We start from the raw sequence: 15665 nt of genomic DNA, 5'->3' as shown, positions 1-15665 counted from the left end.
CCTTTATCCGCCCTCTGCTTACTGGCTGCACTGTTGCCGAGTGGTATTCGACGTCCTCATGGTGAGCAAACTACCCTCTATTCAAGGCGCTTCGCATCTTCAGCTTAATACTATTTTCTACAGCTTTTCTTCTTGGCGGCCTGGACGTGTTGAACCAAGTCTCTCAGAGTTAGGGGTGGCAGAAGATATAGCCTAAAAAAATGCCATTGCCGTAAAATGGTATCAAGTTCCGCCTCCTCTCTGGCATCATTAAAGCCCTGACCCTGCAGACAGAATTTGGCAAAGATACAATCAATTGCACGTTATACAGCCCCTAATCCTACTGGTGCAATAATCCAGTTAGACCCGGCAGGATAACTCAGCATGATTGGGTATTGGGGTAATACATTCAGTACCCTGGTGGTTTTTATAACTCTCTAGTGCTGTTCCACGTCCATTGCAGTTCAAACGTTCCCCATTACGCCCCCCTGCATCCTTTCCTCTCTCCGCCCCACCTCTTCACCTTCCAGCGCGAACCTTGCCCCTTCCAAGAAAGACTCCCCTTATGGCAATGCGGTATAGAACGTTAACTGGAAGCTGGTTGCAATGCACCTGCTGCCCGTGGACGAGCACACATGCATCGTCATACCTCCAGGACGATTGTTCTACCATAAACGGTTATGGATCCAAGGTTGCCAGCTCCTTGGGAGTTAGTGCATTGGTTTATTAATGTTCTATTATTTGTCCATATCATTAAAAAGTCTTTGCAACATAAGTATACCCGGCCATTAATTTGTTTTAAAAAATGAAGCGCCGTTAATCTTGCGCGGGATCAAAGAAATAATTTTCTATCATAAATCTGAATAAATATTTTTTTTGAAAACAGCTGTTTGTAGAGCCGACACTTATGTACTCTCGCACGGCTTCGCTCTGATAGAGTCAGCGAGCCCAGATAGCGGCACCTTAACTTAATATGAACAACGTATCTCGCAGCGCATCATGAAGTTGATTGTATATAAACAACCATTCGCGACTACCCGATTTAAGGGAGATTATTTAGATGACTATGAATAAATCAATCGTTGTGGTGGATTGTGATGATCCCCTGTTAGCAGAAGAAATCTGTGCTGCACTGGATTATTACCCTGAGGTCGAAGCCGTATTACCTACTCATCCCTCGGCTCACGCCGCACACTATGCCAGTTGTTGGTTTCCTGATCCGCAACTGTTAACTCACTGTCCCAACCTCAAACTGGTACAAGCCGCCTCCGCCGGTGTCGATCACTTACCGGAGGCACTCTTCATGAGCGATATTCCTCTCTGCTGTGTGGTGGATGATAATTTTCGCCATGGAATGTTTGAATATGCGCTGTGGGGGGTATTACATTTCCAACGCTATTTTGATCGCGCGATCCGTAACCAGCAACGCAAGCATTGGCAACTTTATCCCCAACGCGCGAGTAATGTATTTCAGGTAGGGGTAATGGGGCTAGGTGAAATAGGGAGTTACCTCGCCAGCCAGTTGGCTTTACTCGGTTATCCTGTATCAGGTTGGGCACGTAGTGAAAAATCGTTGGCTGGCGTGACATGCTTTGCCGGGGAACACCAACTCGATGCCTTTTGCCGTAATCTGGATGTGGTCATCAATGTCCTACCATTAACTGAACAGACACGCGGGATTATTGCCTCTCCCTTATTCAATAAATTACCGCAGGGCGCGGCCTTGATTAACTGTGGACGGGGCGCACATATGATCAATCATGAGGTGATGGCTGCCTTAGACAGTGGCCAGCTCGGCGGCGCATTGATTGACGTATTTCCAGTCGAACCGCTGCCCGATAACGATCCGATATGGACGCATCCTAAAGTCATCGTCACGCCGCACATGGCCTCTTCCGCTCAGGTTTCAGTAATTGTGGCGCAGCTTATCGATAATATCGCGCGGGTCGAGCAACATCGTCCACTGCGCAATCAGGTCGATAAGCATCACGGCTATTAACCCTGAGTGGGGAAGTCCAGGCTACGCGACAACGTCTGTGGCTTCCCCCTTCCTCTACTCTACCGTATAAATTCGCCCACTCATCGTTTACATCGCCCCCTTGCCAAAAAAATTTGGTAAGATCGTCTAGAACAGTGATCTATTTCATGTTTTTAATAAAAATCGACTACGCTTAAACGATAACCCTTTTTTATGCCAATGAGCGAGTGGAGCGAAAGTGATACAGAACCCAATACTTTACCCCCAGCGTTCAACGGATGAACCTTCTGCAGAGCAGATCTTGAACTGGGCACGGAATGCGCAAATAGGCACCAAGCAGCAGCTGTATACGCCAAAAGATGAGGCGACCCTACAAGCACTGCTTCAAGACAGTTCAGGCCCCATCCGGATTATCGGTAGCCGGCTATCCCCTGGACGAATGGTGTCGCCTCAAAGCGAAGGCATCCTGTTGGATTTAAAACATTTTCGCGGGGTGTTAGCGCTTGATGAAAACAGCGTGACCGTCGCCGCGGGTACACCACTACTAGAGCTGTTTCAAACCCTGCAACAAAATGGTCGAATGCTGAAATGCTCTCCTGGCGTTATTGCAGTACAGACGGTCGGCGGAGCGCTCGCGACCGGTACTCATGGCCAGGGTCTTCGGCAAAGTGCAATTACTGATGAAGTACTAAGCTTTACCCTGATCTTAGCGAATGGGGAGAAACGGACCTTCCAACGCGGTGATGCCGAATTCTCTGCGGTGATGGTCAACCTAGGCTGCTTGGGGATTATCACCGAAGTGACGCTCGCCACAGCCCCTGAAGGCTTCTTTACTTGCGAAAAAACCGCCGTTAGCGCTGATACCCTTGAGACCGATATTATCGATTGGAATAACCAGCATCTTTTTAGTAAGGCCTGGTGGTTTGTCGATGATAACTTACTGCATGTCTGGAATATCGACCCGGCAGATGAGTCAGCGTTGCAACGTTACCATGAGAATGCACAGCAAGTCGTCCGCCATTCCTCTGATCAAAACGAAAGTTTAAACGCCACCATTGATCAGACGCTTGCCCTGATGCATGCGGATACCCAAGTGCATGGACACGGGGGTAAGCAATTTCGGACTGTTGCCCGCTTTAAAGATTTTACCGATCTGACCGGCGATATCTATCAACTGTTGTGTCGCGGTATTGCTGTACCTCAAATCAACGTTGAGATCGGTGTGCCGTTAGCCCAAACCCCGGCCATTATCCGCCATATTAAACAGTGGTATGCCGAGCAACAGCCTCATATGCATTACCCTATTATTTTACGCTGCACCGGTGCTTCAGAAGCTTGGTTAAGTCCCGCTTATCAGCAGGAGACGTGTTACTTTGGCTTTGTGGTGTATTACGCCGATGACGGTTCTTTATCGCAAGATGGCCTGCACTTTCTCACCGAAGTGGAGAAAATTCTGGCGACTTATGGTGGACGACCACATTGGGGAAAATACTATGACCCCCAACACTACGATTGGTCGAGCCTCTATCCAAAGTGGCAGGATTTTTCAGCTGTGAAGCAGCAACTCGATCCACAGCAGCGCTTTAGCAACCCCTATATCCAGCAACTGTTTCCCTCATTGATAGGAGATCACGCATGAACGCTTGGGCAACCCTTCTCACTCAAGACAACTATTTAGTTGGAGTGATTGCGCTTCAACGCTCACTTAAGCAGCAACAGAGCAAGTGGCCTTTAGTGGTAATGGTGACACCCAGCATCAGTCAGGCAACGCGCGAACAACTGGTGACGGAAGGCTGTCGTTGGGTAGACATTACCCCGCTGTATCCTAAAGCTGAACTGAGTCAACATTATGCCTCCGCCCAATTCGGCGAAGTATGGTCGAAATTACGTGTTTGGGGCTTGACCGACTACCGTCGTATCGTTTTCCTCGATGCGGACATGTTAGCCGTGAAGAACATGGACGAGCTTTTCGACTTACCTTTACCAGAAGGCCATATCGCTGCTTGCCATGCGTGCCGCTGTAATCCTAATCAAATCTCCAGTTACCCTGCTAGCTGGCAACCGAATGCCTGCCATTACACTTGGCAAGAGAAACATCAGCAACCTCCAGAGGCATTGGATCTTTACTTGAATGGTGGCTTTTTGGTATTGACGCCTAGCGCAGAAATGGCTCAACACTTAGTGGAGAAAGTTGAGGGAATTGACGACTTAAGTCGTTATCCCTTCTCAGAACAGGACTTGCTCAATGAAGTCTATGACAATCGCTGGAAACCGCTTTCTTATGGCTACAACGCGCTAAAAACCTTACCGTTTCAGCATAAGGGTTTATGGAAATTCGATGAGGTTAAGAATATTCACTATATTCTTAAGAAGCCATGGCAGAAACCTCGTCATCCTAATGCGGATGAGCAAGACCGTGATACGCCACTGGATGCACTGTGGTGGCAGGTCTATCAATCAGAAGAACGTTAAGCTACTCATCAACTGGCTTGGACTTATCCCAAGCCAGTTGATTATTCAGAGGTCATCTCTGACTCTAGCAATTTTTCAATTTGTGTCATACTCACTGCTGGGCTGAATAAAAAACCTTGTCCAATTACGTAGCCTTCATCGATCAGCGTATCGCACTGCTCTTGCTCCTCTACCCCTTCAGCGACGACATCCATCCCGAGGCAATTCGCCAGTAATAATAACGCCTTGATAATTGCCTTACCTTCGCGTCCTTGATGTAAGCTACTGACAAAGCTACGATCGACTTTAATGACGTCGACAGAATAATCTTTAATATTGCTTAGCGTAGAGTAACCGGTCCCAAAATCATCCAGAGCAATACTAATACCCTGTGCTCTAAGCTCTTTAATGGCTCTGATGACGAACTCCGCACCATGGCCGACAATCATATGTTCGGTAATTTCAATTTCAATTAGGCGTGGGTCAATCCCATAATGCTTTATCTGTGCGAGACATTTTTCGGCATAGTCGTCCCACATAAACTCTCCCGGTGAAGCATTAAGAGACACAGGCACCAACTTAAGACCTTTCTCTGTCCAGGCTTGAATATCTTTAAACACCCGGGTACGCATTTGCTCACCAATTTTTTCGACTAACGCTCGATTTTCGAACGCCGCGCAGATTGCTCCGGGAAAGGCTAGCTCTCCTGTCGAAGTGGTAAACCGTAATAAAGCTTCTAGGCCCACGAGTTGTCCATCACCCAGTCTGACCTTAGGTTGATAGTAAGGCTCTATTTTATGGTGATCGATAGCGTACTGGGCTAATTCTAATTGTTCAGCAATACGCGTTACGCTCTTCATCAGCTGACTATGATACTGTAATACCCCGCCGCAACCATTCTGCTTAATGTCGCTAAGTGCAACGTTAGCCGCTTTGGTTAACATATCGCTGTTATCAACCGAGTAAGGCCAAGTTGCCGTACCGATACTCATTGAAAGGCGTACTGACTGGCCATTATGGTTAATGGGCTTGGCAACCGTACTGATAATATTTTGAGCGACCTGAGTAATTTCTTCAGTACTGATAGTCTGAGGAATTATAATGGCAAATTCATCGCTTGAAAGGCGCGCGACATAACCCAGACCGGATAATTTTTTGATCAGCCTTTTGGCAACCACTTTTAAAACATGGTCGCCGAAATAACTGCCACGCGTATCATTGAGCAGCTTAAAATGATCGAGGTCAGCGTGGAGGAGCGTGACGGACTGATCAGTTGCTTTAGCAATACGCAACGCCTTTTTTAAATAGGACTGGAAGTGACGGCGATTAGGAATATTTGTGAGCTCGTCGAACTCGCTCAAGTGACGTAATTTAGTCTCTGCGGAGCACTGTTGTGTCACATTTCGTGAGACACACAATATGCTTTCTACGGTCCCTTGCTCATCGAGTACTGGAGTCAGTAGGTTGTCCCAGAATGTGGTTTCACCCCATTCACTAATACTTTTGCCAAGAAACTGGGCATTTTCCCCAGAACGGGCTTTCTGTAGGGCTTTTTTACCTGCTTTGCGAATTTCTTCTGGCAGTAAGAGTAGCCACTCCATCCCAAAGCCAGAATGAGGGTCAACCCCTAACGCAGAACATCCAGATTGATTCATATTGACCACTCGCCCATCAGGGGTCAATATGTTAATGCAGTCGATACTCGCATCCAACATCGCTTTGTAAGCATGTAAAGTCTCTAAATGACCTTTATCGTGTTTGCTATCATCGAAGGGAGGCGATGAGACAGCCGTAGGTAAAGTGTTTGTCATTATGTCCTCAGAAGATTAGAACTTTTGCTTACCGGATGAGTTAAGTTGAAAGCTTAATACAATATTTTATCGCCAACTCTACACATTAGACTTAATAAAGCGGATTGCAATAAGAATTTTCTGGCGAAATAATTTACTTCGCTTTAGTCGCCCGCTGGATCATTTTTTGATAATTATTTAACCAAGTCCCACTGTGTAATCGCCACCAGAAACAGATGCCCCGGACCGCCCAATCCATCACCATCCCTAACCAGACCCCGACCACGCCCCAGCCTAACCAGATGCCAAGCACATAGCCCATTACCACGCGTGCTCCCCACATACTGAACATCGAGACATACATCGCGAACCGGGCATCACGAGCCCCTTTCAAGCTTGCAGGTAACACCCAAGAGCAGGCCCAAATCGGCATAAACGCTGCATTTAGCCACAAGAGATGCTGAGTGACCTTGATAACTTCAGGGTCGGCAGTATAAAAACGAGCTAAAAGTCCCGCGAAGGGGATAGTTGACCAAGCGATAAGTGTGAGTCCAACCGTTGCCAGCCAAAATACATGGCGGATCTGCTTTTCTGCTTGGTAGACCTGATCCAGTCCTAAGCGTTTACCCGTAATAATCGTCGATGATGACGCCAATGCATTGCCCGGTAAATTGATTAACGAGGCGATCGAAAACGCAATAAAGTTCCCGGCAATATCGCTGGTCCCCATCCCCGCGACATACATTTGCGTTAATAGCTTTCCGCCATTAAACAGAACCGACTCGACGCTTGCCGGCACTCCGATGCTTAGCACTTCTTTGAGGATGAGTGTATTCCAGCGTGAGAAATAACTCTTAACCGGGATCAACAATGCGCCACTCAAGCGATTCGCTAACACAATAATAATGACTACCGCACCGATATAACGGGAAAGGGTTAATCCTAACCCCGCCCCGCTGAAACCGAGACCATTCCAGCCTAAACATCCATAGATGAGTATAGAGCTGATAATGATATTAAGAATATTCATTCCAGCATTCACCAGCATCGGCACTTTAGTGTTGCCAGCCCCTCTTAACGCCCCGCTCCCTATTAACGCGATCGCCGCGGCGGGATAGCTCCACGCTGAGATATGCAGGTAATTAAGCGCCATCGCCTTGACTTCAGGTTCGGCACTGCCCGCAATCACCTGAATAATATCTTTCCCAAAACATTCAATAATGATGGCAAGTACAAAGCCCATGACCGTCATTAGCCCTAAAGATTGCCGTGCCGCTGCGCAGGCACGTTCGCCATCTCCTCGCGCTAAGCTAAAGGCAACCACAACGGTGGTCCCGAGATCGACCGCCGCAAAAAAGGCAATGACGACCATATTAAAGCTATCGGCGAGCCCCACCCCAGCCATTGCCGCTTTACCAAGCCAACTCACCAAGAAAGTACTTAGCACCCCCATTAACAGGACGCAGAGATTTTCAATAAGGATGGGGACCGCGAAGGGGGTTATTTCACGCCAAAATAGCGTTCGGTAGCGACGTCGTTGGCGGTACCAGGGCGTTCGTTGAATCACTTGAGCAAGGGGACGAATAACACGCTGCACAATGCACATCCTTTTTCCGTACGGAGAAGACAGAGGTAATCAACGATTTCACTTACGATGGGTATAGATTAACTGTAGTGTTTAAAAATTAATAACTCAATAATATTTAACAAATTTACTACAACTCTGGCTTAGGCTGCGTTCTGTTTGTAGTGTATAAAAACACGGGGTAGAGTAAATCTACGTTTTTATGCCCGCCGGATGAAGAGAGGTTCACCATCATGTCACACCCCCAGTTAGCCATCGAGCAAGCGTTAGACCAGTTAGAATCCTACTATGAGAGTGCCGTGACAGCATTACGAGCGGCGTTAGAATGCTATGTAACCTCAGGCGAATTACCCAGCAGTGATGCACGACAAGCCGGTGCCTTCTCGTATCCTGAGCTGGTGCTACATTGGCAAGGCGAGCAAACACCGGTACAGCGCGTGCGCGCGTGGGGACGCTTCACCCATGCTGGCACCTATAGCGCGACCATTACGCAACCCGCGCTATTCCGCCGCTATCTGAGCGAACAATTGGAGATGCTGAGCAAGGAATATCAATTCACCCTCGAGGTTCGACGCTCTGCGGTTGAGATCCCTTATCCCTATGTATTGGATGGTTTGGCATTAACGATCGAACGCCAGCAAATGGCCACCATTACCCGTTTCTTTCCCACCACCGATTTGGCCAATATTGGCGATGATATCTCCGATGGCTTGGTCACCCATGATCAAGAGCTGCCTCTTGGCCAGTTTGATGCCTTACGGGTCGACTTTTCTTTAGCACGTCTCAAACATTATACCGGCACGCCTCCCGAAAGCGTTCAGCCCTACATCCTGTTTACCAATTACACCCGCTATGTCGATGAATTTATTCGTTGGGGGAAAGAACAAGTCGCCGACCCGAGTTCCCCTTATATCGCCTTAGTTTGCGCGGGCGGTGATGTGTTAAACGTAGATAATATTGAGCAAGAATTAAGCCAAGATGCGTGGAAGAAACATCAAATGCCCGCTTGGCATCTGGTGACGGCGGATAATCAAGGGATCTCACTGATTAACATCGGGGTTGGACCGTCAAATGCAAAAACCATCTGTGACCACCTCGCGGTATTACGGCCACACGCGTGGTTAATGATTGGTCACTGCGGTGGGTTGCGGGAGAGTCAGCGGATTGGCGATTATGTGTTAGCCCACGCCTATCTGCGCGACGACCATGTATTAGAGAGTGTGTTGCCCGCGGATATTCCGGTACCGAGTATCGCTGAAGTGCAACGTGCACTCTACGACGCCACACGCCATCTGTCGGGTGAGAGCGACAGCACCACCATCAAGCAGCGCCTACGCACCGGTACCGTTGTCACGACCGACGACCGCAATTGGGAACTTCGTTATGCCGCGTCGGCTCTGCGGTTTAACTTAAGCCGTGCGATAGCCGTAGACATGGAGAGCGCCACCATTGCTGCCCAGGGTTATCGTTTCCGCGTCCCTTATGGCACGCTGCTCTGTGTCTCGGATAAACCTTTACATGGCGAAATTAAGTTACCCGGCCAAGCCAACCGTTTCTATGATGGGGCGATTTCTGAGCATCTACAGATTGGGATTTGTGCAGTAGACCTGCTGCGGGCGGAAGGCGATAAACTACATTCCCGTAAGTTACGAACTTTCGTCGAACCTCCATTCCGTTAAAAAAAAGCGTTAGGTCATCGACCTAACGCTATTCACCCTTTAGGTGGTTAACCAACCCAGTTTAATCACGAACAATACGGTTAACACGATTAAGGCTGGGTTCAGCTCTTTGTATTTACCGGTACAGAGCTTGATCACCGTCCAGCTGATAAACCCGAACGCTATACCGTTTGCAATAGAATAGGTCAATGGCATGGCCAATGCCGTAATGGTGACCGGTGCAGCGGTAGAAATATCCTTCCAGTCGATTTCTGCCAACCCTGACGCCATCAGAACGGCCACAAACAGTAGTGCAGGTGCTGTCGCATAGACTGGCACACTACCGGCTAACGGAGAGAAGAATAGCGACAGCAGGAAGAGGATGCCTACGACTATTGCAGTTAATCCGGTCCGGCCACCGACAGCCGCGCCAGCACTGGACTCGACAAAGCTGGTAGTAGTTGACGTCCCCAATAGCGAACCAAACAGCGCAGCGATGCTATCAGAAAGCAGCGCGCGTCCCATCGAAGGAATATTCCCGTGCTCATCGGTCAGCCCTGCTTTACGCGTGACGCCAATCAGCGTGCCCGAGTTATCGAAAACATCGACAAATAAGAAGGCAAAAATAACGCTCACCAGCCCAACATTAAAGGCCCCTGCAATATCCAACTGTAAGAAAGTCGGTGCAAGCGAAGGTGGAGAGGAGATGACTCCCCCGAAAGGTGATAGACCCGTCAGAATGGAAATCGCGGTAATCACTAAGATTCCAATTAAGATTGCGCCGGTAACGCGACGTGCTTCGAGGATGACGATCAGGAAGAATCCGGCAATCGCTAAGAGAGGACCCGGTTTAGTTAAGTCACCCATGCCCACTAGGGTCGCCGGGTTATCGACGACAATACCAGCACCTTCAAGCGCAACGATGGCGAGAAACAGACCGATTCCGGCGGCAATCGCTGAGCGTAGCGCGAGGGGGATGCTGCGGATAATCCATTCTCTAATTTTAAAAATAGAAAGACAGAAAAACAGCACGGCAGAGATAAAGACGGCTCCCAAGGCGACTTGCCAGTGATAGCCCATATGTAACACAACGGTGTAGGTAAAGAAGGCGTTCAACCCCATTCCCGGTGCCAGAGCAATAGGCAAATTAGCGATCATGCCCATCAATACTGAGCCAATGGCCGCGGCTAAACACGTTGCCACGAAGACCGCGCCCTTGTCCATACCGGTCTGGCCCAAGATAGAGGGGTTAACGAAAAGAATATAGGCCATTGCCAAAAAGGTCGTAATACCGGCAATGATTTCTGTTTTAACGTTGGTGTTGTTTGCCTTCAATTTAAAGAGCTTTTCGAGCATGTTGTTTTCTCAAATTATCGTCATTTATACACGATACAATGCCAGCTTTAGGATTGATCGCGTGCTCATGGTGTTGGAACGTACCCAATACGTAAACGTTTTCGTTCCGGCGAAGGATCCTAAAGGGGGGAAGCCGCCTGAGCAATAGTTTTTTATCACTTTGTTCAAGAAAGTTGCAGGCGGCTAGCGTAATCAGCAGAGAATTAAGCGGTTTGTGTCATCAAGGGTGTGGAAGAGACTGCCACTCGAGCAAATTCGCACTGTTTTAAAATCGATTTCGCATGGTGGTATAGCACCTGTCCCGCATCCGTCGGAATTACCCCACGTTTGGTGCGGATTAACAGTTGTTGGTTAAACTCGCCCTCTAAGGTGGCTAACTGCTGACTGAGTGCCGGTTGGGCAATATGCAGGACTTCACTTGCACGCGTTAGGCTACCGGTGTCGACAATTTTCACAAAATATTTTAAGCGTCTTAGATTCATGATTAACTCCTACCAAGAATGAGTGGCGTGAGACTCGCCGCAAGTGAAACTACTAAGCAATTATCAGGCCAATGTTACTAAGCCCCCATTTCTAGGCCTTTTTCTTACACGCCTACCCATCTTGCCCTAGCTTGCACCCTTATAAAGCAAAGACTGATCTTATAGTGCAGCATCGATTGTATAGAGTCTGCCCAGCTTGGCTATTTCGCCAGCAAACGCACAGAGTAATGGAAAAAGAGCTTTGACAAGCGCCGAGCACAACACTATTATCTGCCCCGTCTTCACGACAATTCCTCTGTAGTTCAGTTGGTAGAACGGCGGACTGTTAATCCGTATGTCACTGGTTCGAGTCCAGTCAGAGGAGCCAAATTTAAAAAAACCAGATGTCTACTGACGTCTGGTTTTTTGGTTTCTATAGATTGCCTAACTCGGTAAGCCTTAGTTTCCCACAGACAAAAACTCCCCCCTGAGTATTTACCCGCTACGCACGTGGCGGGTAGTCATTGATAGCACCTAAGGTTAAGTATAAGAAAATTTTAACTTCTCACCGAACCAAACCCCCTCTACACTTATCTTTTGCCCTGCTCAATCCCAATAAGGACGCTAAAATGAAATCACGTGCTGCGGTCGCCTTTGCCCCTAATCAACCCTTAAAAATTGTTGAAATCGATGTCGAAGCGCCTAAGAAAGGCGAAGTGTTGATCAAAAATACCCATACCGGTGTGTGCCATACTGATGCGTTCACTTTATCGGGAGAAGATCCTGAGGGCCTATTCCCGGTTGTCCTCGGCCACGAAGGTGCGGGGATCGTTATTGAAGTCGGTGAAGGGGTTACCAGCGTTAAACCTGGCGATCATGTTATTCCCCTGTACACCGCAGAGTGTGGCGAGTGTGAGTTCTGCCAATCCGGAAAAACCAATCTGTGTGTCGCCGTGCGAGAGACGCAAGGCAAAGGTGTCATGCCAGACGGCACCACCCGTTTCTCTTATCAAGGTCAACCTCTCTACCATTACATGGGCTGTTCGACCTTCAGTGAATATTCCGTGGTCGCAGAAGTCTCCTTAGCCAAAATCACCCCTGAAGCGAATCATGAGCATGTCTGTTTACTCGGCTGCGGCGTGACTACCGGTATCGGTGCGGTGCATAACACTGCAAAAGTGCAACCGGGCGACTCTGTCGCAGTTTTCGGATTAGGCGCCATCGGTCTGGCGGTGATACAAGGTGCTCGCCAAGCCCAGGCGGGAAAAATTATCGCCATTGACACCAACCCTGGGAAATTTGCCTTAGCCACCCAATTCGGTGCCACCGAATGTATTAACCCTAAAGACCATGATAAGTCGATTAAAGATGTCCTATTAGAGAAGAATAAATGGGGCATCGACCATACTTTCGAATGTATCGGTAATGTCGACGTAATGCGTCAAGCCTTAGAAAGCGCACACCGCGGCTGGGGACAATCCATTATTATCGGTGTGGCCGGTGCAGGGAAAGAGATCTCTACCCGTCCCTTCCAATTGGTGACCGGACGCAGCTGGAAAGGATCGGCCTTTGGCGGCGTGAAAGGGCGTAGTCAGTTACCCGATATGGTGAAGCAAGCGATGACCGGCAAGATCGATCTCGCCCCCTTTGTGACCCATACCCTGACCTTGGATGAGATTAACCAAGCCTTCGACCTAATGCACGAAGGTAAATCTATCCGTACCGTCATTCGTTTTTAAGGGGAAAAGATGGCTACCGATTCACTTACCCGCATAGAGCGGCACGCAAGCTTTGGCGGGTGGCAAGAGGTGTGGCAACACACCTCCGAGACCCTACACTGTGACATGAAGTTTGCGGTGTACTTGCCGCCGCAGGCCGCTCATCAGTCGGTTCCGGTCCTCTACTGGCTATCGGGCCTAACCTGTTCAGAGCAAAACCTGATCACCAAAGCCGGTTTTCAGCGTTATGCCGCCGAGCTCGGTCTGATGGTTGTGGCGATCGACACGAGTCCACGCGGCGAGCATATCGCAGATGATGACGCCTGGGACCTCGGTCAAGGGGCTGGGTTCTATCTCAATGCGACACAGCAGCCTTGGGCCAGCCATTACGCGATGTACGATTACCTGACCAAAGAGATCCCCGCGCTGATTAGCGCGCATTTTCCCAGCAATGGTCGGCAATCGATCGCCGGTCACTCGATGGGCGGACACGGTGCATTGATGGTCGCGCTCAATAATCCGGGCCGTTTTGAGAGCGTGTCGGCGTTTGCTCCAATCGTTGCGCCCAGTCAGGTTCCCTGGGGGCAGAAGGCATTTACCGCCTATCTAGGCAGCGATACTACTCAGTGGCAACAGTGGGACAGTCTAAGGTTAGTGGAACAGGGTCACTCGCTACCGGTGACCTTGATCGACCAAGGGCTTGCAGACCCCTTCTATCCTCAACAACTCACTACAGAACTGCTGGAAACCCGCTGTAAAGAGAAAGCGCTACCGGTTACCTTCCGTTATCAGCCGGATTATGATCATAGCTACTATTTCGTCAGCACTTTTATCGAGGAACATTTACGCTTTCATGCCAAAGCGTTAATGACTTAGTCGTTACGCCTTGAGCAGAGTGTTGAGTTATTCATCACTCTGCTGATAAAAGCGGCAATCAGACTGTTATCGTTAATTTTTATTTTGACAAGCCTGCTGACAAGCCGTACATTACGCACCAAGCAATTCCTCTGTAGTTCAGTCGGTAGAACGGCGGACTGTTAATCCGTATGTCACTGGTTCGAGTCCAGTCAGAGGAGCCATATTTAAGAAGCCCGCATAACGCAAGTTAAGCGGGCTTTTTGCTTTTCTAGCAATTGATTACCCCCTCAAGCTTGTCTACTCACGTCTAGTAAAAAATGCAAAGCCCCTCGTAAGGGATATACGCTAAACGGATAAGCTTTTCGGCTGCTGTCCCACGCCATTTTACGCACACGCACCCTATCTTTACCCGGTGGCGTATGCCAGCCACGGGGAACCAGATTGCCTTTATCGTCCTGCTCCCAGCTATAGCGTACCCGCGTTGGCGCTTCACGCAGTTGCGCCAACCTTATCCGGTCTAAATAATCCTGTTCACCGTCATTGAGTCTTCCGGGCATCATACCCATCACCACTGCGGCGATCGGAGCACCGGGGCCACTGGCGGCAATCCTTCCGAGCCCGGTTACTATTTCACCCAGTTTTACTGCCCAGGTTCCTGACGTAATGGCACTGCCACCTACCAATCCAAGAACACTGGCACCTTCAACAGCCGTCTGAGCATTCGCAGCACTTGTCGCGGCGGCTATCGCCCGCTGAGTTTGAAAGGATAAGAAATAAAGCAGCACAACAAATCTTGTGTGCTGCGTTTATGAGAAGAACGAAAGCTACCAGCGAAGATCGGAAGCAGGAAGAAATGTTACAGACCTGACTTGAACTGATGTGTCATAGCTTATCTGCATCATTGTAGGTATTAATCGGTTTTGGGCTTCATAAAGATCTGTCCAGCCAAAAGCCCGCCGCATAACCACCTTCGGAGGATTGCTTCTTAATGGCACACCTATATTTTCATGAACCCATTTCCTCGACATGTTTCTCTGCAATGGCTGTGGTAATTCATTTGGAAACATCCAGTTTTTAGCCTTATCATTCTGGATTTTTACGACGATAGCCTGCAATATCCGGCCATCCCTCTTAAAGGACAAGAAAAGGCCTTCTTTTGCCATATCAAGACATAGGTCAGGGTCTCCAGATGAGCCTGTAGGAGGGCTTTTATAAGGGATCAATTCATTATCAATAAGTTCCTGATATGTTTTCCCTAAACAGCTTATTAAAGCGTCAATATTCACTGTCATTTATATAACTCCATTTCACTGTTTAGTTTATGCATTTTCGGCCTTGCTGATTGTATTTGATTTTCTGTTGCCCCTTGCTCTTTTAGAGCTGGTTTAATGACATCAAGATTACGATCAAGAGCGGCCCTGAGATTTTTTGAGTCCAGTTCAATTTGTACAGATGTGTTACGCCCACCGTAGGTTTCGCTGATTTGCTGGTGTACCTTTTTAGGTATCACTATTGCAGCAACATCTTGAGAAGCAAGCTCAATATCTTCAGGCGTCATGTCAGGATAATGTGCTTTCAGATATGCCTTAACTGCTGCTTTCGATGGCATATGATCAGCCTCATACTTGCCTTGACGAGATCTGCGCAAAAAATCGCTATAACGCTCAACATCCAAAAACTCAACAGGCGGCTTGCTAAGGTATACATAAATCGGCGGAATATCCGATAGCGGCAGAATAAGAATATAATCCGCAAAATTCTTCTCTTCCGGTGCAGGGCTAGTTGTGGCCTCAATACTGCTATCTTCCGGCAGCGGATCCACTACGACCGG

12 protein-coding genes, 2 tRNA genes and 1 pseudogene are annotated in these 15665 nt (G+C 48.6%); 8 read left to right on the top strand and 7 right to left on the bottom strand.

Annotation, left to right across the window (positions count from 1 at the left end; genetic code table 11):
- The first annotated feature begins 1045 nt into the window (after nucleotides 1-1045).
- The 3 genes from BMX14_RS07425 (at nucleotide 1046) to BMX14_RS07415 (ending at nucleotide 4429) form a co-directional block, all read left to right on the top strand.
- Nucleotides 1046-1978: a 2-hydroxyacid dehydrogenase gene (locus tag BMX14_RS07425; RefSeq protein WP_092675386.1), complete on the top strand. Its 933-nt coding sequence runs from the start codon at nucleotides 1046-1048 to the stop codon at nucleotides 1976-1978.
- Nucleotides 1979-2195: 217 nt separating this feature from the next.
- Nucleotides 2196-3596 carry a D-arabinono-1,4-lactone oxidase gene (locus BMX14_RS07420; RefSeq protein ID WP_092674936.1) on the top strand — a complete coding sequence of 467 codons (1401 nt, stop codon included), beginning with the start codon at nucleotides 2196-2198 and terminating at the stop codon, nucleotides 3594-3596.
- Entirely contained in the window at nucleotides 3593-4429 is an 837-nt protein-coding gene (locus tag BMX14_RS07415; protein ID WP_092674933.1) for a glycosyltransferase family 8 protein, read from the top strand. The genes BMX14_RS07420 and BMX14_RS07415 overlap by 4 nt, the downstream gene beginning before the upstream one ends.
- Before the next feature lie 41 nt (nucleotides 4430-4470).
- Here the strand turns inward: BMX14_RS07415 and BMX14_RS07410 are convergent, their stop codons facing one another.
- Together BMX14_RS07410 and BMX14_RS07405 are read right to left on the bottom strand one after the other, a co-directional pair.
- Nucleotides 4471-6219 carry a putative bifunctional diguanylate cyclase/phosphodiesterase gene (locus tag BMX14_RS07410; RefSeq protein WP_092674930.1) on the bottom strand — a complete coding sequence of 583 codons (1749 nt, stop codon included), beginning with the start codon at nucleotides 6217-6219 and terminating at the stop codon, nucleotides 4471-4473.
- A gap of 133 nt (nucleotides 6220-6352) precedes the next feature.
- Nucleotides 6353-7795, bottom strand: a complete 1443-nt coding sequence (locus BMX14_RS07405; protein WP_230527374.1) for an EmmdR/YeeO family multidrug/toxin efflux MATE transporter — start codon at nucleotides 7793-7795, stop codon at nucleotides 6353-6355.
- Between the two features lie 221 nt (nucleotides 7796-8016).
- Between BMX14_RS07405 and BMX14_RS07400 the strand changes: the two genes are divergently transcribed.
- Nucleotides 8017-9462, top strand: a complete 1446-nt coding sequence (locus BMX14_RS07400) for an AMP nucleosidase (protein WP_092674923.1) — start codon at nucleotides 8017-8019, stop codon at nucleotides 9460-9462.
- 39 nt (nucleotides 9463-9501) lie between these two features.
- Here BMX14_RS07400 and BMX14_RS07395 read toward each other — a convergent pair whose 3' ends face one another.
- The gene (locus tag BMX14_RS07395; RefSeq protein ID WP_092674920.1) at nucleotides 9502-10797 is read right to left on the bottom strand and encodes an NCS2 family permease; all 1296 of its coding nucleotides are present in this window, start codon (nucleotides 10795-10797) and stop codon (nucleotides 9502-9504) included.
- Between the two features lie 236 nt (nucleotides 10798-11033).
- Nucleotides 11034-11279: pseudogene (locus tag BMX14_RS07390) on the bottom strand (LysR family transcriptional regulator); the annotation flags it as partial.
- 291 nt (nucleotides 11280-11570) lie between these two features.
- Here BMX14_RS07390 and BMX14_RS07385 point away from each other — a divergent pair.
- The 4 genes from BMX14_RS07385 (at nucleotide 11571) to BMX14_RS07370 (ending at nucleotide 14055) form a co-directional block, all read left to right on the top strand.
- Nucleotides 11571-11646: transfer RNA gene (locus BMX14_RS07385), tRNA-Asn, on the top strand.
- A 241-nt stretch (nucleotides 11647-11887) separates the two neighbouring features.
- Entirely contained in the window at nucleotides 11888-12997 is a 1110-nt protein-coding gene (locus tag BMX14_RS07380; protein ID WP_092674917.1) for an S-(hydroxymethyl)glutathione dehydrogenase/class III alcohol dehydrogenase, read from the top strand.
- A 9-nt stretch (nucleotides 12998-13006) separates the two neighbouring features.
- Entirely contained in the window at nucleotides 13007-13852 is an 846-nt protein-coding gene (fghA, locus tag BMX14_RS07375) for an S-formylglutathione hydrolase (RefSeq protein WP_092674914.1), read from the top strand.
- A 127-nt stretch (nucleotides 13853-13979) separates the two neighbouring features.
- Nucleotides 13980-14055: transfer RNA gene (locus tag BMX14_RS07370), tRNA-Asn, on the top strand.
- A 66-nt stretch (nucleotides 14056-14121) separates the two neighbouring features.
- Here the strand turns inward: BMX14_RS07370 and BMX14_RS07365 are convergent.
- The 3 genes from BMX14_RS07365 to BMX14_RS07355 form a co-directional block, all read right to left on the bottom strand.
- On the bottom strand, nucleotides 14122-14619 hold the full coding sequence (locus BMX14_RS07365; protein WP_092674912.1) for an S-type pyocin domain-containing protein: 498 nt from the start codon (nucleotides 14617-14619) through the stop codon (nucleotides 14122-14124).
- 39 nt (nucleotides 14620-14658) lie between these two features.
- Nucleotides 14659-15126, bottom strand: a complete 468-nt coding sequence (locus BMX14_RS07360) for a DUF6392 family protein (RefSeq protein ID WP_092674909.1) — start codon at nucleotides 15124-15126, stop codon at nucleotides 14659-14661.
- A partial coding sequence (locus tag BMX14_RS07355) for an S-type pyocin domain-containing protein (protein WP_177173110.1) occupies nucleotides 15123-15665 on the bottom strand: 543 nt, incomplete at its 5' end. The genes BMX14_RS07360 and BMX14_RS07355, both read right to left, overlap by 4 nt.

The sequence above is a fragment of the Rosenbergiella nectarea genome (genome assembly GCF_900111105.1).
Lineage (GTDB): Bacteria > Pseudomonadota > Gammaproteobacteria > Enterobacterales > Enterobacteriaceae > Rosenbergiella > Rosenbergiella nectarea.
Note: the sequence above shows the minus strand (reverse complement) of the source record. Positions and strands in the feature narration are given on the sequence as shown.